The sequence below is a fragment of the Gordonia sp. McavH-238-E genome (genome assembly GCF_022348225.1).
Taxonomy (GTDB): domain Bacteria; phylum Actinomycetota; class Actinomycetes; order Mycobacteriales; family Mycobacteriaceae; genus Gordonia; species Gordonia terrae.
This window is the reverse complement of record NZ_JAKRFE010000017.1, coordinates 23979-43304: the sequence shown is the minus strand read 5'-3', so window position 1 is coordinate 43304 and position 19326 is coordinate 23979. Positions and strand designations below refer to the sequence as shown.

Here is a 19326-nt window from a genome sequence, read left to right as displayed (position 1 = left end):
GCACGCGTGTCACACAGACTCGACGTCGAGACGCGGGCGATTCCGGACAGACCCTCCGCGAACCCGCCGGTCTCCGACTCGGCGGCCGGGATCGCACTGGCCTCCATGGCGGCCATCGCACTGTCGGCCGCCATCACGGTCCTCACCGCGTTCGGGGTGTCCGACCTGTTCCCGGAGGGTCTCCGCGCCGTGGTGGTCGTCGCCGTCACCCTGGTCCTTCCGGGTCTGCCGGTCGCGGGACTGTTGGCGTTGCCGCGCAACGGGCTTCTCCCCAGCGTCACGATCGCGCTGTCGATGAGCACGACCATCATCCTCTCGCTGGCGTCACTCGTCGCGGACCTCTGGCATCCGCTTCTCCAACAAGGTCTCGTGCTGGCCATGTCCGCCGCCGCAACCGTCGTTCTCATCCGGACCCGATGCCCTGGATCGAACCTTCGCGCATGCTTCGCGGGCATCGAACCGGCAGTGCGAACCGCGGCTCGCGCCTGGGATCCGGCCACCGGGGCTCTACTCGTCGCCTCTGCGACCCTTCTTGCGGTTGCCATCGCACGACTACGTCCCGAGCAGGCCGGTGTGTACGGGCTCGTGCCGATTCTCGGAATCCCTTATCTCGCGGGTCTCGCCACGCTCTGCGTCGCGCTGTTCCGGGAGTACCGGCGGCGCCGGCTGCACCGGGCCGGTCTGGCGACCGCCAATGTGCTGCTCGTGATGTACATGAGCATGACTGTCGCATGGGCAAGTGGCGCACCGCCGTTCCCGACCGCCTACGTTCACCGGTTCCTCACCAACTGGATCTCCGAGCTCGGCGCGCTGCCACCGGCGGTCGACGGCCGGATCAGCTGGAGCGGGTTCTTCGCGGGTGCGGGTCAGGTGATGACCACGGGCGGTCTCGACGACAGTCTCGTCTTTCTCACCAGCGCATCATTGGTATTCGGTGTGCTGCTGATGTTTCCCCTGTATGCACTCGGCCACAGCCTCTCCGGGAGTGCGCGCGTGGGGTGGGCGACCATCACCATCTACATCCTGTTCAACTGGTATCAGCAGGATTACTTCGCGCCGCAGGCGGTCGCGATGCAGTTGTACGTGACGATCATGGCTGTCATGGTCTGGCAGTTGCAGACGGCGCCGTTGCCGTCCGTCGGATCGTGGCGGACCTGGCGACGGGTGCCGGGACGGCCCGCGGGCCGCGGACCGGGATTGCTCTACGGCATCGAGGCGGTGCTCCTCGTCCTGCTCGCCGCCATGGTGGTCACCCACCAGTTGACGCCGATGGTGACGATCGCTTCCCTGGCCGGCCTCGCGATCGTCGGGTCGACACGCCACAAACTGCTGTGGCTGGGCGGCCTCCTCCTGTTCACGGCGTGGTTCACCTTCGGGGCGAGCGGATACTGGCTCGGGCATCTCGACCAGATCCTCGGCGAGATCGGGGACGTCACGGCCAGTCTCAATTCCGGTCTCTCGGACCGGATCGCCGGAGATCCGGTGTACAGCAGGATGCAGTACCTCCGGATCGGCGGCACCCTGTTGTTGTTCGGGGTGGCCGTGTTCGGTTGGTTCCGCCTCCGCCGGAGTCGATTCCGGGCCCCGTTGACGGTCTTCTCGCTCGTCCCGTTCCTGTTGGTCGTGGTGCAGAGCTATGGCGGGGAGGTCGTCGTACGGTGTTTCCTCTACGCGTCGCCGGCCCTTGCCGCACTGGCCGCGTTGGCCATGGTCGGCCTGGCGCGGCGCCTCGAGTCCTCCGCGCGCGCGCCGATCACCGCCGTCGCCGTAGGTACGATCACACTCACCTTCCTGATCGCGCTACTCGGAGTCTCCAACCGCGGCCTGAACACCTCGTTCGAACAGTCTCGTCCGGAGACCGTGCGGGTCGCCGACGAGCTGGTCGCGCAGGCACCGGCATCGTCCATCGCCTACTGGGGCCAGGGCACGACCATCGGATTCCCGCGGGCCTACGACATCGGTGCATCGTGCATCGCCGACGATCGGGAGCTGGCCGAGTGCACCGCGGGTGAGGACATCGACTATCTGATCGTCACCGAACAGGACGAGAGACTCCTCCATTATCGGTACGGCATCGCACCGGCCGAGGTCGCCCGGCAGCTCGATCTCCTGGTGGTCCGTGACGGCTTCGTCTCGGCCTACGACGACGGTCAGGTCCACGTCCTCAAGCGGGCGGGCGCCCGCCACCTCGATCTGGGGACGGCGCCGTGATCGCCACGGTCGTCCTCTTGCTCTCCGCCGCAGCGCTTCTCGTCGTCGCCACCGTCCGGCGCGAGCACCGCGTGGATGGCCGCGGAGGCACCGCATCCGATCCGGCCTCGCGACTCGTCACCGTCGCCGCCCTCCTGACGTCGGGGATCGCGGCCGCCTCGGCGCTGCTCTACATGGTGGATCGACTGTGACACGGAACCCGGCCGGCATCGTTCGGTGTACCGTCCTACAGCTGCTCGCGTTGGTTCTGCTCGCGCCAGTGGCCGCGTGCGGGGACTCTCCCGCGCGTGGCGTACCCCGCGGGGACCTGCCCGGTTGGAAGCAGGTCTTCTTCGACGACTTCGATCGCGATGCCCCAGTGGGGAGCTGGGCCAACGAATGCTCTCCCTACGACGTGGCGTACACCGGCGCGCAGGGTCAGCGGTGGTTGACCTACCCGCGCTGCTACCTGGACACCTTCGACCGTCGCCCCTACCGTGCGGACGAGGTGCTCAGCGTGAGCGACGGTCGGCTCGTCTTCGACCTACACAATGTCGACGGCGTCCCGGCGGGCGCCAATCCATCTCCCGTGCTGGACACCGGCAGCCAGTATCAGACCTACGGGCGGTACTCCGTCCGCATGCGGGTCGACGAGCCCGACCTCGACGAGTACTACGTCGCCTGGCTCCTGTGGCCGCAATCGGAGCAGTGGCCGCGCGACGGCGAACTCGACTTCCCCGAAGGATGGTTGTCGAGAACGGTTGGCGGTTACCAGCATTTCGCCGGCGAGGGTGCGTGCGACGGATGCAAGATCCAGTCGCGGGACATCGGCGCGAGATTCACCGACTGGCACACCTACACGATCGAGTGGACGCCGGGGCGGGTGCGCTATCTGCTCGACGACACCGTCGTCCTGGACAGCACCCAGTGGGTACCGACGACCCCGATGCGTTGGCAGCTGCAGACCGAGACCAGGGGTGACGGGGACAGTCGCGGCCGGTTGCTCGTGGACTGGGCTGCGGTGTGGTCGTACGACAGGTGACCGGCCCGAGAAGGAAGGAGTCCCATGGAGGTTCATGAGCTCGACAGGTTGTCGGTGGTGATCTGTGCGTACACCACCGACCGATGGGCCGCTCTGATGTCGTCGATCAACGCCGTCGAACGCCAACTCACCGTCGACGACGAACTCATCGTGGTGATCGATCACAACGACGAGCTGCTCGAGCTGGCGACTCGCGAGTTCGCCTCGTCCCTCAAACCTCTGATCTGGGTGGTGGCCAACGACGAACGGCGTGGTCTCTCCGGCGCCCGGAACTGCGGCATCCGTCTCGCATCCGGTCAGATCGTGGCGTTCGTCGACGACGACGCCACCGTGGAACCCCACTGGCGACAGCGACTCACTGAGCACTTCACCGATCCCGACCTCGCGGCGGTCGGCGGATACGCCGATCCCGTGTGGCCCGAGTCCCGGCCCAGATGGTTTCCCCCGGAGAGTGATTGGATCGTCGGGTGCAGCTACACGGGCTTGCCGACCACGTCGGCGCCGGTTCGCAATCTGATGGGATGCAACATGTCGTTCCGCCGCCGGTTGCTCGTCGAGGTCGGCGGATTCGACACCGACCTCGGCCGGATCGGCACCCATCCGGTGGGTTGCGAGGAAACCGAGCTGTGCATCCGCATCTCCCGTCATGACCCGGCTGCGAAGATCACCTTCGACCCCGACATCCGGGTACGTCACCACGTGAGCCCCGACCGGACCACCGTCCGGTACGTGCTGCGGCGCTCATTCGGAGAAGGCTTGTCGAAGCGACAGATCAGCAGGCTCGTCGGCTCTGGCGCTGCCACGAGGACGGAGCGTTCTTATCTGACCGTCACGGTGCCGTCGGCGATGATGCGGTACCTGCGCGACAGCCTGTCACCCGGTAGGCGCAACGCCGTACCCGGAGGACTCGGTCGTTGTGTCGCGCTGGGTGCATCGGTGCTTGCTGCGGGGCTCGGTTACTCGTTCGCGACGGTGACCGAGATGCGCAACGGTCTCCGTGAACCGAGGTCGGACACATGAGCGTGGCGAGCAAGCCCGCGGTCCTCGGTTCCCGGGCGCTCACCCTGGACTCCGTTGCCGTGGTGGCGACCTTCTTCGTCACGGCCGGGGCCGGGATGCTCTTCTGGGTGGTTGCCGCACGAGTGATCCCGCCACACGAGCTCGGCATCCAGACCGCTCTCATCTCCCTCGTCACGGCGATCGGCACCGTGACCGCGTACGGCGTCGGAAGTGCCTTCAAGGCAATGCTGTCCACGCCCGATTGTCCCCGCGGTGCGCGTCTCATCGAGGGCCTGAGCATAACCGTCGGTGCCGCTTGTGTTCTCGGCGTGATCGGTGGGCTGGTGGCGGATGATCTGGTCACCGATCGCGTGCAGAGCGTACTGCTGGTCTCCGTCGGATCCGTCGTCATGGCGCTGTTCGTCCTCAAGGACTCCGCACTGATAGGGCTGCACGCAACCCGATGGCTCCCGGTCGTCAACGTGATGTCGGTGTCCCTCAAGGTGGTCCTGGTCTGCGCCCTGGCGGGTGTCGTCTCCGTCGCCGCGGTGTGGGCGACGATCGTGCCCGCCGCGCTCAGCGCCCTCGCGGTGTTCGTTCTCCTCGTGCCGCGAATTCTGCGCCGCCGCGAGACCCGCCCGGACCGGGACCGTGTCGCCGCGTCGGACAGCACGCGGTTGCGTACGTTCGCCCTCCGCGACGGCGTCGCGAGCACGACATCGTTCGGACTCATTCTCGCCCTGCCGTTTCTCACGACGAGCGTCGCCGGGCCCGTCCCCGGTGCAACGCTTGCGTTGGCTCTCGCGGTGGCTCAGGTGCTCGACTTCGTCCCCGACGGTATCGGTGCGGCGCTCACCGCACATCTGGCCCGCGAGCCGATGGGACTCACCGGGCAGATCCGCAGGATCTGGACGATCTCGCAATGCCTCGTCGCCGCGGGCGCGGCATTGTTGGTGGCCGCGTCGCCGCTCATCGGGAAGATCTTCGGCGCGGCCTATTCGAGCCCTGAGTTCTCGGCCACGCTGTGCCTGCTCGCGATCGCCTCGGTTCTCCGCGTCCCGTACTCCATCTGGATGTCGGTGTTGCGAGCAGCGATGGACACCAAGACGATCCTGCGGAGCAACGCGGCGGTGTTCGCCGTCACCTTCCCGATCACACTGGCACTGGCCGGGATCTGGGACAGCGCGGGCGCTGCCCTGGGTCTGGTGATCAGCTCGCTACTGCTGAGTGCGGTCGGCATCCGGGATCTGCGACGCCGATGGTTGACGACCGGGCAGACACTGGACCGCAACGACATCGGGTGACCGACGTGGCGTCCACCCCGGAGGTCCGAAGACGTAGCCGAGGCGGGCGCGCCACGACGACGCCGCGCGGACGTCACGCGCGATCGCCGCGTACTCGTGCGTCTGCAGACGCACGATGTTATAGGTGTCCACCGGCTTGGTCAGTCCGTAGCGGGGGCGTCGGACCTCCGGTGCGAACGTGCCGAACATCCGGTCCCACACGATGAAGACGCCGCCGTAGTTGCGGTCGAGGTATTCGGGGTCGCATCCATGGTGCACGCGATGATGCGACGGTGTGTTGAATACGAATTCGAACGGCGCCCAGAGTCTTTCGATCCGCTCGGTGTGAATCCAGAACTGGTAGATCAGGTTCAGCGAGTAGGCGGCGAACACCAGCGCGGGCGGGACGCCGAGCAGGGGGAGCGGTATCCACATCACCACCGCGGCACTGATGTTCCATTTCTGCCGGAGTGCCGTGGCGAAATTGAAGTACTCGCTGGAGTGGTGGGCCTGGTGGGTCGCCCACACCAGGCGGACCCGATGCGAGACGCGATGGCTCCAGTAGAAGAGGAAGTCGACACCGACGAACGCGATCACCCACGTGTACCACTCGTCGGCGGGGAGTTGCCACGGCGCGACGTAGGCGAACAGCGCGCTGTACAGGAGTAGTCCCAGGAACTTCCAGAAGGTGCTGGTCGCGATCGACACCAGACCCATCGACACGCTGGAGCGTGCGTCCCGGGCGTCGTAGGCGCCCGGCGGTGCTTGCGCGGGACGCCCGGAGGGGTCCGAGTCGGCCGCTCCATCCGCGGTCAGCGCGTGTTCGTCGTGCTCCAGTTTGGCCGCGGCGAACCATTCGATGGCGAGCAGGGTGACGAAGAACGGGATCGCGAGCACGGTCGGCTCGCGCATCGGCTCCGGCAAGAACTCCAACACGGTGTACCCCTCACGACATCATCTGACACGAAGACGTGTCAGTTGGTTCTGACAAGGTATTGTGTCAGAAGCAGGGCTGTAAAGACCCCGGGAGGGAGATCGCGTGGCGTCCGTGCCGAAGCCGACCCCATCGACATCGGAGAATCCGCCCGGACGCCGCTATGGCGGTGTCGACCCGGCGCAGCGAAGGGAACGACGCCGGGCCGCACTCATCACGGCCGGACTCGACGTGTTCGGCACCGACGGATACGCGAAGGTCTCGGTCAAGAGCATCTGCGACCAGGCCGGCCTGACGCAGCGTTACTTCTACGAGTCGTTCGCCGACCGCGCCGCACTGCTCGTCGCCGTGTACGACGACTGTGTGGCCTTCGTCCGTGCGGCGACCGTGCAGGCTGCCGCCGACATCGCCGAGGCCGACCCCGAACGGTTGGAGGCCGCCGAAGGTGTTGCCGCCGATCGTGTTCCGGACGTCACTCGTGCCGCCCTGGGCGCCTTCATGTCCTGCCTCGCCGACGATCCCCGACGCGCACGGGTGATGCTCGTCGAAGTGGTCGGTGTGTCCCCGGAGATCGAGCGGGTCCGGATGCGCGCGATCCACGACTGGGCGGCACTCATCCTGGCGCTGGCCCGCGGCGCGCGACCGCCGACGGACCGCGAGCGCCTGGCGTCGGTGGGCCTCGTCGGAGCGGTCACCCAGCTGCTCGTCGACTGGTACGTCGCCGGCGCGGAGGACGCCGACGCGGAGCGGTACGCGCTCGACGAGATCCTCGACGTGTGCGTCGAGCTCTTCGTCGCCGCCTACGGCCGACTCCTGACCTGACCCTTCGCGGCTCGCTTCGCCCAGTACTCCTGAGCTGAGGAGGGTCAGCGAGCCGTTGGCGAAAACGCTCCGAGAACCGGTTGCCGGGGAGTAGATTCTCGTGCAACTGCGCTACAACCGTCGGACGTGGGTCCGGGAGGTGTCCGGTGAGCACTGCCGAAGAACGTGCGAGACAGCTCGACCTTGTTGCGCGACTTCACTCCTCGTATCCCGAGCTGCCGGACGCGCCGACACCCGATCTCCTCGATCACAGCCGGTTCGTCGCCTACATGAAGCCGGTGCACGACGTCGGCGGCGAACCCGACGCTCCGATCACCTACGAGGGCAAGGCGTACGAGGAGTGGGAGCACATGACGTACGTCATGTGCGAAGTCCTCGCCTGGCGCGGGATCTGGCTGTCCGAGGAGCGTCGTCGGATCGGCAACGTCGATGTGGGGCGTGCGATCTACCTCGGTATTCCGTACTACGGGCGCTGGTTGCTCGCCGTCGCCAGGATTCTCGTCGAGAAGCACCACATCGCACTCGGTGAGCTCAGCGAGCGCATGCTCGACGTCCGGCAACGATACGCCGGGGGACTGGACGGTCGGCGCCTCGAGGCCCGACCCCGCGGCGTCGGAGACGGATCCGACGTTCCGCGGAACACCCATCATCGTCACGCGGTCGGGGTCGGCGACCCGCAGATCTACGCCGGCCGGGCCGGCGACGCCGCATTCCGGATCGGCAACCGCGTCCGAGTGCGCGAACTCCCCGTCCTGTTATACACGCGGACACCGGAATACGTTCGAGGAGCAGTCGGCGAGATCGCCGCCGTCGCATACGAGAGCCCGGCGCCCGAGGACGAGACCTGGGGTCTGTCCGATGCCCAGCCGGAATGGTTCTACGTGGTCCGGTTCACCATGGGCGACCTCTGGCACGGCTACACCGGACCCGCAGACGACACCCTGCAGACCGAGATCCCCGAGCGCTGGCTCGCCTCGGCCGGGGGAGAGGACGAACGCCGATGAGCGACGGCCACGGCACGCACGACCACGACCACGACCGCACGGTCAAACCGATGGTCGACGAGATCACCGACTTCGAGGTGCTCGAGATCGCACTGCGCGAACTGTGCATCGAGAAGGGTCTTTTCACCGCCGAGGAACACCGCCGCTTCACCGAGTTCGCGGAGCAGATCGGGCCGACCCCCGCCGCCACACTGGTCGCGCGAGCCTGGCTCGACCGGGATTTCGCGAAGCTGGCGCTCGACGATCCCATGGCGGCCAGTAAGGAGGTCGGCGTCGATTGGCTGGAGCCGACCGGGTTCGGAACCCCCAGCGACTTCACGGCTTTCGAGATCCTCGCCGACACACCCACGGTGCACCATGTGATCGTGTGCGCGCTGTGCTCGTGTTACCCACGTCCCATCCTGGGGAACTCCCCCGAGTGGTACCGCACCCCGAATTACCGTCGTCGCATGGTGCGGTGGCCCCGACAAGTCCTGTCCGAGTTCGGCCTTCAGCTCCCCGACGGCGTCTCGGTACGCGTGCAGGACTCCAATCAGAAGCATCGGTTCATGGTGATGCCGCAACGCCCCGAGGGTACCGACGGGTGGACCGAGCAGCAGTTGTCGGAGATCATCACCCGCGACTGCCTCATCGGCGTCGCGCTGCCCAAGCCGGGTGTCACCACCAATGCCGTCTCCACCATCCGGCCGGCCGTCCACCCGGCGGGGGAGTAGGCCGATGATCGACGAGGGGAACTCCGGGTCCCACCGGCCGCTCGACGAGATCGTCGAGCGCAACCAGGTGTGGCACCGGATGGCGGCGAAATACGGTGTCGAGAACCCGGTTCCACCGTGGAAGACCAGCCTCGACGGGCTCTGCGACGCCCTCGATCGGGTCGCCGACTCCTCGTCCGTCCGCGCGGATACTCCCGGCGTCGTCGAACGACGGGACGAGGAGGACCGGTTGTCGTCGACGATCTACGCCGAGCTGCCGTACCCCGAGAACCAGCTCGTGGCGCTGGCGCACACCCTGCTGGACCGCGGTGTCATCGACGAGGGGGAGTTGCGGACCCAGATGGACGCGGTGCGCGCACGCCTGCAGTCCTGACCCGTCCCGCCTGAGGAGTAATCCACTTCGCTCCGGCAGCTGTGCACAGACGTCGCTTCATCGGATGACCCGGTCCGGGCTCCATTACTCTCAGCCCATGCCCGGGGGGAACGACGCGATCGACACGCGTACCGACGAGCAACTCCTGCACGCCCACCTCGCCGGTGATCCACACGCGTTCACCGACCTGATCAACCGCCACCTCGAGTACCTGTGGTCGGTGGCGTTGCGGGCCAGCCAGAATCCGGAGGACGCCGCCGACGCCCTGCAAGATGCCCTGTTCGCCGCTCACCGGACCGCGCAGGACTTCCGGTCCGACGCCAAGGTCACCAGCTGGCTGCATCGGATCGTCGTGAACGCCGGTCTGGATCGCATCCGGCGCAACAAGGTTCGCAGGACGGTGCCCCTGCCGGAGTGGGATGTCACGGCGATCGCCGACACCGCCGACGAGCTCGCCGCCGTCGACCTGTCGGTCTCGATCGGGCGCGCCCTCGACGTCCTCACCGACGGACAGCGAGCGGCCATCGTCGCGGTCGACATCGAGGGATACACGGTCGCGGAGGCGGCGACGATCCTCGGCGTCGCCGAGGGCACGATCAAGAGCAGATGCGCCCGCGGGCGCCTCAAGCTCGCGCAGGTGCTCGGCCATCTGCGTGACGGGTGAACGGAGCCCGCGGGGTGGCGCCGACCCGTTCCCGGCCGATCGCGATCACCGGGAACCGAATCGCAGCGGGGCGCGTCCAAGTATCCGACGCCGACCCGACGCGAACTCCACGAACGCCCGCGACCCCGGAAATGGAAGACTGACACCATGACCCCTCGGGGACCAGATGACCACGAGACGAGTGATCTACCCGATCCGCCGTACTCGGCAGATCTTCTCGCCGACTTCCACGCAGGTGCGCTGCCCGACCCGGTGGCTGCCCACATCCGTGCTCATCTTGCGGAAGATCCTGCAGCGCAGTCGATTCTGGACGCGCTGGATCGTACCGTCGGCGATCTGCGCTCCGCAGAAGCGGCGCGGGAACCCGTACCCGCCCGTGTGCGCGACGACGTTGCCGCCACTCTCACCGCGCTGGGAGCGAATCCCGAGCCCTCGATCCGACAGCCCGGGGGATTCCGTACCGGGTCTCCGCCCGTGGCATCTGCGCCCGTCGACATCACCACCGCACGCCGAGGGCGCCGCACGGCCACCCGACTCCTGCTGGCCGCAGCCGCGGTCGTCGTCGTGGCGGCCGGGTCGATCGGGGTGTCGCGACTGATCTCCGCGTCCGACTCGTCTCCCGGGCCGGCACCTCGAGCCCAGTCGTCGGCCCCCGCCCCGACCGGGCCCACCGATGCCGCGGTCGCACTCACCGTTCTCGGCCGGACCGACGGAGCACCATTCGGCTCCGTCGAGGCACTCCGTCGCTGCACCGCCGCCCACCTCGTGCCGGCGACCGTCGTGATCGTCGGCTCCGGCCGCATCGTCGTCGACGGCTCCGGCGCGGCGGCGATCCTTCTCTCCACCGGGGTGGCGGGACGTTTCGACGCACTGATCGTCGGCCTCGACTGCGACCTGGGGAACCCGTCGCTGATCTCGCGGGGCATCGTCGGCGGGTGACCGAGGCGTCCCCAGCCCGCCGGCGGCCGACGGGCCGGACGCGCGGCACATCCGAGGGAACATCTCCGCATACCCTGGTGTTGAAGCAGCCGTGACCCGCCGGGATGGGCGGGTCTCGCTAAACCCACAGCACGGAGGACAAGTGAGCCAGCCAGAGACCCAGCAGATCCACGAGTTGATCATCATCGGATCTGGTCCTGCCGGGTACACCGCAGCGATCTACGCCGCGCGCGCCGAGCTATCACCCATCGTCTTCGAGGGCACCCAGTTCGGCGGCGCTCTGATGACGACCACCGAGGTCGAGAACTTCCCCGGTTTCCAGACCGGTATCCAGGGTCCCGCGTTGATGGACGAGATGCGTGAGCAGGCGATCCGTTTCGGCGCTGACCTGCGCATGGAGGACGTGGACACGGTCCGGCTGTCCGGCCGCGTCAAGGAGGTCGAGGTCGGCGGCGAGGTCTACCGGGCCCGCGCGATCATCCTCGCCATGGGTGCCGCGGCACGCTACCTCGGCGTCGAGGGCGAGCAGCAGCTCCTCGGGCGCGGAGTGTCGGCATGTGCGACCTGTGACGGATTCTTCTTCAAGGACCAGGACATCGCCGTCATCGGCGGTGGCGATTCCGCGATGGAAGAGGCCACCTTCCTCACCAAGTTCGCACGCAGTGTCACGCTGGTCCACCGCCGCGACGAGTTCCGGGCGTCGAAGATCATGCTCGAGCGCGCCCGCGCCAACGACAAGATCCGATTCGTCACGAACGCCGCCGTGCACTCCGTCGTCGGCGACGGGTCGGTGTCGGGCCTGAAGGTCGAGGACACCCGGACCGGCGAGGTCAGCACTCTCGACGTGACCGGCATGTTCGTCGCGATCGGCCACGACCCGCGCAGCGAACTCGTCCGCGGGCAGGTCGACCTCGATCCCGAGGGCTACGTCCTGGTCCAGGGACGCACGACACTCACCTCGGTGCCCGGTGTGTTCGCCGCGGGTGACCTCGTCGACCACACGTACCGTCAGGCCATCACCGCCGCCGGTAGCGGCTGTTCGGCCGCCATCGACGCCGAGCGCTGGCTGGCCGAGCAGGGCGAAGCCGCCGACCTCACTGTCGATGACGCCGAAGCTGCCACCGTTTCCGAGATCGACGCTGTTCAGGCACCTGCCTGAGCCGTCAACCACATTCACCCGGGCCATCGCGGCCCGGTCCGACCAAGGAGGTCACATCATGGGTGCACACACCGTCGCCGTCACCGACACCACGTTCAAGGACGCCGTTCTGGGCGCCGACAAGCCGGTCCTGGTGGACTTCTGGGCCACCTGGTGCGGTCCCTGCCGCATGGTCGCCCCGGTCCTCGAGGAGATCGCACGCGACCATGGCGACAAGCTGACCGTCGCCAAGCTCGACGTCGACGAGAGCCCGGCCACCGCGCGTGATTTCCAGATCATGTCGATCCCGACCATGATCCTGTTCGACAAGGGTCAGCCGGTGAAGACGATCGTCGGCGCCAAGGGCAAGGCCGCGCTGCTGCGCGAGCTGGACTCGGTCGTCGGCCAGTCGGCCTGACCACCTGCTGTTTTCCTCATATCGTCGCGACAGTCCGACGGGTGAACGACGCTGCCGTTCCACCCGCGGACTGTTTGCGTTGGTAGTGTCGGCCGTGGTCTCGACCGGAGACCCCTGTGCCCGGAGTCGGAATGCTTCGACCATGGACAGTTTGGTGTAGTGAAGTCCACCTGCGAGAATGCAGGCTGACGTTTGACCGATGTACCGCTTGGCGTACATCGCACATCGCGCAGAGCCGCACCTGCCGCGATTCGTACGAGGGGTGACGACATGCCATTGTTCCGACTTGGTGATCACGGCTCGGCGGTGGCCGAGATCCGCGCCATCTTGGTCGGACGCGGTCTGTTGCCCGACGACGGGTCCACGAACACCGCCCACGGTGGTACGACGAACGGCTGGAATCCTCCTGAGGCCGTCTTCGATGAAGCCTGCGACCGGGCTGTCCGGGCGTTCCAGCAGGAGCGGGGTCTGATCGTCGACGGCATCGTCGGTCCGGCCACCTATCGAGTCCTGCGCGAAGCGTCCTACCGTCTCGGAGCCCGGGTGCTGTCGTACCAGCTGTCGGCTCCCATGGTCGGCGACGACGTCGCCACGCTGCAGAGTCGGCTGCAGAATCTCGGCTATTTCACCTCGCTCGTCGACGGTGTGTTCGGCCTGACGACGCACAACGCCGTGTGCCTCTATCAAAGCGAGTACGGCCTCGCCTCCGACGGGATCTGCGGCCCGGCCACGCTGCGGTCGCTCGAGCGCCTCGGTACACGGGTGACCGGCGGGTCTCCGTATGCGATCCGTGAAGAAGAGCACGTCCGACGATCGGGACCGCAGCTGTCCGGCAAGCGAATCCTCATCGATCCCGGAACAGGCGGACTTCACGCACTGTCGACGGGTGATGTCGCCCACCGCGAGTCCGAACTGCTGTGGGACCTGAGTGCCCGCCTCGAGGGCCGGATGGCGGCCGCGGGCATGCAGACTTTCCTGTCGCACGACGGGCGTGGACGCCCCGGCGACGACGAGCGCGCCCGGGTCGCCAATCTGATGGACGCCGATCTGATGATCTCGCTGCGATGCGGTCACTACCGGAATACGCGCGCGAACGGCGTCGCGTCGTTCTACTTCGGCAACAGCAACTCGTACTCGACGATCGGTCGCAACCTCGCCGGCTTCATCCAGCGTGAGATCGCAGCGCGGACCCCGTTGTCGGACTGCCGAACCCACGAGCGCACCTGGGATCTCCTCCGGCTCACGAAGATGCCGGTGGCCCTCATCGACGTCGGATACATCACGAACCCCGATGACGCTGCAGTGCTTGCGGATTCAGACTGGCGGAACGTGATCGCCGATGCCATCGTGGTGGCCGTGAAACGGTTGTACCTGCTCGACCGGGACGATCGCCCTACCGGCACCTACACATTCGAGGATCTGCTGGCCGCGGAGAACAGCTCCCGCTGAACCGATGCGGCCCGGCTCCCACCGGGACCGCCGTCTGCTGCCGTCCGGCCAGATCGATCTGCGCCATCACCACCAGCTTCTGCAGCGCGCTCTCGACTTCGAACTTCCAGCCGAGGCCCTCGTCGAGTTCGAGTCGGAACCGTGGGAAACGCTGATGCGACGACACCACGTCGAATCCGGAGTCCTTCAGGAACGACGCGTCGTTCATGCAGGAAGTGCAGAGATCCGTTTGCGGATCGTCGAGGATCTCCCGCGCGACTTCGACAATGGCCTCATCCGACCACAGGTCGAGTTCGTCGGCCAGTCCGCCTGCACTGCCGACCGACTCGAACGGATCCACGCCGATCCCGTTCCGCACCAGACCGAATGACTCGACCGCTCGGACACCGCGACGGATGAGATCACCCAGCACTGCGTCCAGAAGGATCGTCGCCACCTCGTCATAACCGGGTTCGGTACGGATACTCGTGAGCAGCACCGCGTCGTGACTGACCGGCGAGGTGGGGAAGTGCTGCGACCGAGGAACACGATTGGGCGGCGCATAGAACGCCGTACCGACAACACTGTTCGTTCCGGACTCGATCGCGACCTGACCGCATGCACCCCACTCGAGGAGCAGACCGGAGATCCACGCCTCCTTGTCGAACTCGCTCTCGTAGGGCTCGAAGTCAGGGAGGCCGGTTGTCTCGGTCGCCGGCTCGACTTCCCAGAAGACGCATTTGCGCGTGTGCTGGGGGAGCGATCCGAAAAATCCGAGATCCAATCGGCTGACAGACACACTCATGTCAGCGCACTCCGCGTCACAGCGCTCGATTGATCGAAAATGACTGAGCAACAAGCCCTTTCGCGATGAATGCGCCGGTCGGCTTCCTCTATCGTCACTGTGACATTACTTCCGCGTCTAGGTGGTACCGGAAATCCCGCGCCAGAATTCACTTCTTCGGATCGATGAACTGAACGATGCGTTCCAGGTCGTCGACCGAGCCGAACTCCACCACGATCTTGCCTTTTCTTTTCCCTAGACTGACTGTAACCCTGGTGTCCAGGCTGTCGGACAGCCTCTCCGCGAGATCCTGCAGGCCCGGCATCTGCATCGGTCGGCGCTTCGGTGCGGTGGGAGATTTCGCATCCGGCCCGTCTCCTCGATTGGCGAGTGTGACCGCCTCCTCCGTCGCCCTCACCGACAGACCTTCGGCAACGATCCGCGCAGCAAGCGCCTCCTGCGCGTCGCTTCCGGTCTCGAGGGAGAGGAGAGCGCGAGCATGGCCGGCCGACAGCACCCCGGCCGCCACGCGGCGTTGGACGGGGATCGGCAATTTGAGTAGCCGGATCATGTTGCTGATCAGCGGGCGAGAGCGGCCGAGGCGGGAGGCGAGTTCCTCGTGCGTGACCCCGAACTCCTCGAGAAGCTGTTGGTAGGCCGCGGCTTCTTCGAGGGGGTTGAGTTGCGCGCGATGGATGTTCTCGAGCAATGCGTCCCGCAGCATGTCGCCGTCGGGTGTCTCCCGGACAATCGCGGGGATTGCGTCGAGTCCCGCCTCCTGGCTGGCTCGCCAGCGACGCTCACCCATGACGATCTGGTACGCGATCCCGTCCGCAGTGGGCTCCTTGAGGCGCCTCACCACGATGGGTTGCATGAGGCCGAACTCGCGAATCGAGTGCACCAGTTCGGCCATCGCCTCGTCGTCGAAGACGGTACGCGGCTGATTGGGATTCGGCTGGATTTCTTTCGGAGGCAGTTCGCGATACACCGCGCCCGCCTCTTCTGGACTGAGGGGTTGCGTTCCCGCACCCGTCGACGTGGCGGTTGCCGAGTCCTTGTCATTGCCACCGGTGGTGGTATCACGACCGGCAGTCGTCGGGCCCTTACCGATCACGACGTCGGCCGCGGCGTTACCGAGACGGGGCGCGCCCGACTGATCGTCGGCCGGTCCGGTCGGAATCAGTGCGGCCAGCCCACGACCGAGTCCGCCCCGGCGCTGAGCGGTATCCCGTTGACTCATTGGTGGTTCCCTTCGCGGTCCTGGTGCCAGATCAGCGCTTCACGTGAATCGTGGATACACATCACGCCGGCGCCCCCTCGGACGCACGTAGTGCCAACTCGCGCGCGGCGTCCAGATAGCTCATCGCCCCTCGGGAGCCCGGGTCGTATTCGATGATCGTCATCCCATATCCGGGCGCCTCCGACACCTTGACGCTGCGGGGGATGATCGTACTCAGCACCTTGTCGCCGAAGTGTCGACGTACTTCCTCCGCGACCTGGTCCGCCAGCTTGGTCCGGCCGTCGTACATCGTCAGCACGATCGTGGAGACGTGGAGGTCGCGGTTCAGGTGTGCTTGCACGAGTTCGATATTGCGCAGCAGCTGTCCCACGCCTTCGAGTGCGTAGTACTCGCACTGGATCGGGATGAGAACCTCACGAGCCGCCACCATCGCGTTCACGGTCAGCAGGCCCAGCGATGGGGGACAGTCGATGAAGACGTAATCGATCTGGTACTCCGCGAGAACATCGTCGGACAGCGCGTTGCGGAGCCGGTTCTCCCGCGCAACGAGCGAAACGAGTTCGATCTCGGCGCCGGCCAGATCCAGGGTGGCCGGGACGCAGAACAGACCTTGCTGACTCGGCGACTCCTGAATCGCTTCTCTCAGCGTCACCTCGCCGAGCAACAGTTCGTACACCGAGGCGATGTCCTGCGCCCGATGATCGATACCCAGCGCCGTGCTGGCATTGCCCTGCGGGTCGAGGTCGACCACCAGAACCCGAAGACCCCGCAGCGCGAGACCCGCCGCCAGGTTCACCGTCGTGGTGGTTTTTCCGACGCCGCCCTTCTGGTTGGCAACCGTCATGATCCGCGTGTGCGGAGGTCTCGGCAGCTGGCCGGCTCCCCCCGGAGTCAGGACTTGGCTCGCACGTTCGGCGGCCATCGCGATGGGGGTGTCGGCGAATGGCTGACCATCCACTCCAGGGCGTGCCCCGACCGGGGTTTCACGTGAAACATTCGGGTCTTGATCGACCACGCGTGGACTCCTTTGACCGACCTCGTAAGGACTCGCGTCAGTACCGTCGACGGCAGGGGCCGTCGATCCGACTACCGCGGAAGCGTCGATAGCGGCACCTTCGGGGGTGCCGACAGAACGCTTCCTATTCTGCGCCCTCCGCGGACTCCACACCAATTCGATCGCCTCCTCAACGCCGTCCGGCGCGGCCGCTTCGCGACCGCTCACTCTTCGTTCCCGTGATCACCGTCGTCGGTGTGTCGAGGAACCGCTCACCGCATGTGCGAACCGACAGGTCGGTGATTCCAGAGCGCCCGACAACCGAGCGATCGCGCTCGATCTCCTCGGCCGCTGACGACCCCTTGATCGCGATCATCCGGCCGCCCGGACGGACCAGGGGAGCGGACCACTTCGACAGTCGTTCCAATGGAGCGACCGCCCTCGACGTCACCACATCCGCGAGACCGACCGTTCCGCGAACAGACTTCTCCTCGGCTCGTCCGCGAACGACGGTCACGTTGTCGAGCGAGAGCGCCTCGGTCGTCCGCTCCAAGAAGGTGCTGCGTCGGAGTAGGGGTTCGATCAACGTGATCGACAGGTCGGGACGCGCGATCGCCAGCGGCACTCCAGGGAGCCCGGCACCGCTCCCGATGTCGATGACCTTCGCACGCTCCGAGATCAATTCGCCGAGTACTCCACAATTGAGAATGTGGCGATCCCACAGCCGGGGGATCTCACGCGGACCCATCAACCCGTGATCGATTCCGTCGGTCGCAAGGATTCGCCAGTAGTCGGCGGCCAGGTTCAGCCGATCCCCGAAGATGTCCGCGGCAACGGCCGGCGGAGCCGCCAACGCATCGAGATCTCGGTCGTGCTCGGGTTGTGCGTCAGACGGCACTTCGCCTCCGTTTCAGGTGGTCCTTTGCACCCAGTGTTTCACGTGAAACCTCGGCGCGGTCCCGTCGGTCCACATCGCGCCGCCGCACGTCGTTTCACGTGAAACAACATCGATGTGATTCAGCCAAAAGCAGCCTGCCGGGTGTCCGGGATCGAATTGTCACGTGACGGACCAGGACGATCCCGCCCACTCCGCCCACGGAGCCTGGCAGCGAACGGAACAGGCGACGGGGCGTGAGTAGCCCTGCTGCCCGCACCCACGAACCGTCGGCCGCACGGCCGGACGGTTCCACAACGAGAGAGTGTTTCACGATGAGAATCTGACGATCCCAACTACTGCGACGACGCCGCGGTCGAACTACTCCGGCACCCGGCGGCTCCGTGGCACCCAACGTTTCGGCACCATCGATCTCTCCATTGCGCCACACCTCACCATGACCGGATCGTGCTCTCGGACCGATCTGCCACACCGGTCCCTCACGCCGCCGTACCGGCCAGCCGCCATGAGACGAGGGGGTGACCCGCTACCCCTGTGGCAAGGCCGTCGGGCATGATCACGGCGACCGGGTTGCTGTGCACGGTTGGCCCGACCGATCCTGTTTCACGTGAAACAACACGTGTGTAAGTAACGCACCGCCCGCTTCCTACGGCTGGTGGACTCACGCCGGCAACCGCGAGACAGCACCCAGAAACAGATCAGGCCCCGATCGTCGGTCGGGGCCTGATCTCCTCCGTGGGGGAGGGGAGTTCTACTACGAGGGGAGGACAACCACGCGGCGCTTGGGCTCCGCGCCCTCGCTCTCGCTCACGACGCCGTCGACCACTGCCACTGCGTCGTGCACGATCTTCCGCTCGAACGGTGTCATCGGATCGAGAGCCTCACGCTCGCCCGACGACAGCACCCGCTCCGCAACTTCGCGACCCAGACGCGCCAGACGATCACGGCGATCCGAACGCCAGCGCGCGATGTCGAGCATCAGACGGCTTCGCTCACCCGTCGCCTGCTGGACCGCAAGGCGGGTCAGTTCCTGGAGTGCGTCGAGCACCTCACCCTTACGACCCACGAGCTTTGTCAGGTCGTCGCCACCGTCGATGCTGACGACCGCCCGGTCGCCATCGACATCGAGATCGATGTCGCCGTCGAAGTCGAGAACATCGAGCAACTGCTCGAGATAGTCGCCGGCGATCTCGCCTTCTTCGACGAGACGGTCTTCGTCGTCCTCGTCATCGGAGTCCTCGTCGTCGTCGACGTCATCGGTCTCGTCAGACGCGTCATCGCCGGTGTCGTCCGCGTCGGCGGCTTCACTCACCACCGCGGCCTCGGTGTCCGCAGCTTTCTGCGCGGTATCGTCGGCCTGATCCTCGGGCTGGGTCCCGGCCGTTGCCTCGGCGTCTGTACCGGCTTGAGTTGCAGTCTCTGCTGTCATCTCATTCACCTAACTTCTGTGCTTCATCGAACAAGTC

20 protein-coding genes are annotated in these 19326 nt (G+C 66.4%); 14 read left to right on the top strand and 6 right to left on the bottom strand.

Translation table 11 applies throughout. The features are described from left to right. Positions 1-6 precede the first annotated feature (6 nt). Genes MHN80_RS21565 through MHN80_RS21545 form a run of 5 tightly spaced genes read left to right on the top strand, consistent with a single transcriptional unit; the run spans position 7 to position 5535 of the window. On the top strand, positions 7-2211 hold the full coding sequence (locus MHN80_RS21565) for a hypothetical protein (protein ID WP_239403613.1): 2205 nt from the start codon (positions 7-9) through the stop codon (positions 2209-2211). Beyond that, on the top strand, positions 2208-2402 hold the full coding sequence (locus MHN80_RS21560; RefSeq protein ID WP_239403612.1) for a hypothetical protein: 195 nt from the start codon (positions 2208-2210) through the stop codon (positions 2400-2402). The genes MHN80_RS21565 and MHN80_RS21560 overlap by 4 nt, the downstream gene beginning before the upstream one ends. Further along, positions 2399-3232, top strand: a complete 834-nt coding sequence (locus MHN80_RS21555; protein ID WP_308219792.1) for a glycoside hydrolase family 16 protein — start codon at positions 2399-2401, stop codon at positions 3230-3232. Before MHN80_RS21560 ends, MHN80_RS21555 begins: the two co-directional genes overlap by 4 nt. Before the next feature lie 24 nt (positions 3233-3256). Next, positions 3257-4252: a glycosyltransferase family 2 protein gene (locus tag MHN80_RS21550; RefSeq protein WP_239403611.1), complete on the top strand. Its 996-nt coding sequence runs from the start codon at positions 3257-3259 to the stop codon at positions 4250-4252. Continuing rightward, entirely contained in the window at positions 4249-5535 is a 1287-nt protein-coding gene (locus MHN80_RS21545; RefSeq protein WP_239403610.1) for a hypothetical protein, read from the top strand. The genes MHN80_RS21550 and MHN80_RS21545 overlap by 4 nt, the downstream gene beginning before the upstream one ends. On the opposite strand, the gene MHN80_RS21540 is transcribed toward MHN80_RS21545, so the two are convergent. Beyond that, complete coding sequence (locus tag MHN80_RS21540; protein ID WP_239403609.1) at positions 5449-6450, bottom strand: sterol desaturase family protein; 1002 nt, start codon at positions 6448-6450, stop codon at positions 5449-5451. The two genes, MHN80_RS21545 and MHN80_RS21540, sit on opposite strands and share 87 nt — an antisense overlap. A 103-nt stretch (positions 6451-6553) precedes the next feature. Here MHN80_RS21540 and MHN80_RS21535 point away from each other — a divergent pair, with 103 nt between their 5' ends. The 9 genes from MHN80_RS21535 (at position 6554) to MHN80_RS21495 (ending at position 13968) form a co-directional block, all read left to right on the top strand. After that, complete coding sequence (locus tag MHN80_RS21535; RefSeq protein WP_239403608.1) at positions 6554-7270, top strand: TetR/AcrR family transcriptional regulator; 717 nt, start codon at positions 6554-6556, stop codon at positions 7268-7270. Positions 7271-7416: 146 nt separating this feature from the next. Further along, a complete protein-coding gene (locus tag MHN80_RS21530) occupies positions 7417-8274 on the top strand; it encodes an SH3-like domain-containing protein (RefSeq protein WP_239403607.1) in 858 nt (285 codons plus the stop codon). Continuing rightward, positions 8271-8987 carry a thiocyanate hydrolase subunit gamma gene (gene scnC, locus MHN80_RS21525; protein WP_004020983.1) on the top strand — a complete coding sequence of 239 codons (717 nt, stop codon included), beginning with the start codon at positions 8271-8273 and terminating at the stop codon, positions 8985-8987. Before MHN80_RS21530 ends, scnC begins: the two co-directional genes overlap by 4 nt. A 4-nt stretch (positions 8988-8991) precedes the next feature. Beyond that, on the top strand, positions 8992-9360 hold the full coding sequence (locus tag MHN80_RS21520; RefSeq protein WP_239403606.1) for a thiocyanate hydrolase: 369 nt from the start codon (positions 8992-8994) through the stop codon (positions 9358-9360). Positions 9361-9457: 97 nt separating this feature from the next. Beyond that, the gene (gene sigM / locus MHN80_RS21515) at positions 9458-10024 is read left to right on the top strand and encodes an RNA polymerase sigma factor SigM (RefSeq protein ID WP_004020981.1); all 567 of its coding nucleotides are present in this window, start codon (positions 9458-9460) and stop codon (positions 10022-10024) included. Between the two features lie 147 nt (positions 10025-10171). Next, positions 10172-10963 carry an anti-sigma factor gene (locus tag MHN80_RS21510; RefSeq protein WP_239403605.1) on the top strand — a complete coding sequence of 264 codons (792 nt, stop codon included), beginning with the start codon at positions 10172-10174 and terminating at the stop codon, positions 10961-10963. A 142-nt stretch (positions 10964-11105) separates the two neighbouring features. After that, positions 11106-12122 (top strand): thioredoxin-disulfide reductase, encoded by a 1017-nt coding sequence (gene trxB / locus MHN80_RS21505; RefSeq protein WP_064571929.1) that lies wholly within the window; start codon positions 11106-11108, stop codon positions 12120-12122. Between the two features lie 58 nt (positions 12123-12180). Beyond that, positions 12181-12519, top strand: a complete 339-nt coding sequence (gene trxA / locus MHN80_RS21500) for a thioredoxin (protein WP_064571930.1) — start codon at positions 12181-12183, stop codon at positions 12517-12519. A 270-nt stretch (positions 12520-12789) separates the two neighbouring features. Next, positions 12790-13968: an N-acetylmuramoyl-L-alanine amidase gene (locus tag MHN80_RS21495; RefSeq protein ID WP_239403604.1), complete on the top strand. Its 1179-nt coding sequence runs from the start codon at positions 12790-12792 to the stop codon at positions 13966-13968. Here the strand turns inward: MHN80_RS21495 and MHN80_RS21490 are convergent. The 5 genes from MHN80_RS21490 to MHN80_RS21470 all read right to left on the bottom strand — a co-directional run bounded on the left by MHN80_RS21490 (position 13913) and on the right by MHN80_RS21470 (position 19289). Then, complete coding sequence (locus tag MHN80_RS21490) at positions 13913-14752, bottom strand: hypothetical protein (RefSeq protein WP_239403603.1); 840 nt, start codon at positions 14750-14752, stop codon at positions 13913-13915. The two genes, MHN80_RS21495 and MHN80_RS21490, sit on opposite strands and share 56 nt — an antisense overlap. A gap of 148 nt (positions 14753-14900) precedes the next feature. Continuing rightward, on the bottom strand, positions 14901-15971 hold the full coding sequence (locus tag MHN80_RS21485; RefSeq protein ID WP_101820447.1) for a ParB/RepB/Spo0J family partition protein: 1071 nt from the start codon (positions 15969-15971) through the stop codon (positions 14901-14903). Positions 15972-16032: 61 nt separating this feature from the next. Beyond that, complete coding sequence (locus tag MHN80_RS21480) at positions 16033-16986, bottom strand: ParA family protein (protein WP_101820446.1); 954 nt, start codon at positions 16984-16986, stop codon at positions 16033-16035. A gap of 169 nt (positions 16987-17155) precedes the next feature. Next, positions 17156-17863 (bottom strand): 16S rRNA (guanine(527)-N(7))-methyltransferase RsmG, encoded by a 708-nt coding sequence (rsmG, locus tag MHN80_RS21475; protein ID WP_239403601.1) that lies wholly within the window; start codon positions 17861-17863, stop codon positions 17156-17158. Between the two features lie 751 nt (positions 17864-18614). Continuing rightward, complete coding sequence (locus MHN80_RS21470; RefSeq protein ID WP_239403600.1) at positions 18615-19289, bottom strand: R3H domain-containing nucleic acid-binding protein; 675 nt, start codon at positions 19287-19289, stop codon at positions 18615-18617. Positions 19290-19326: the final 37 nt, after the last annotated feature.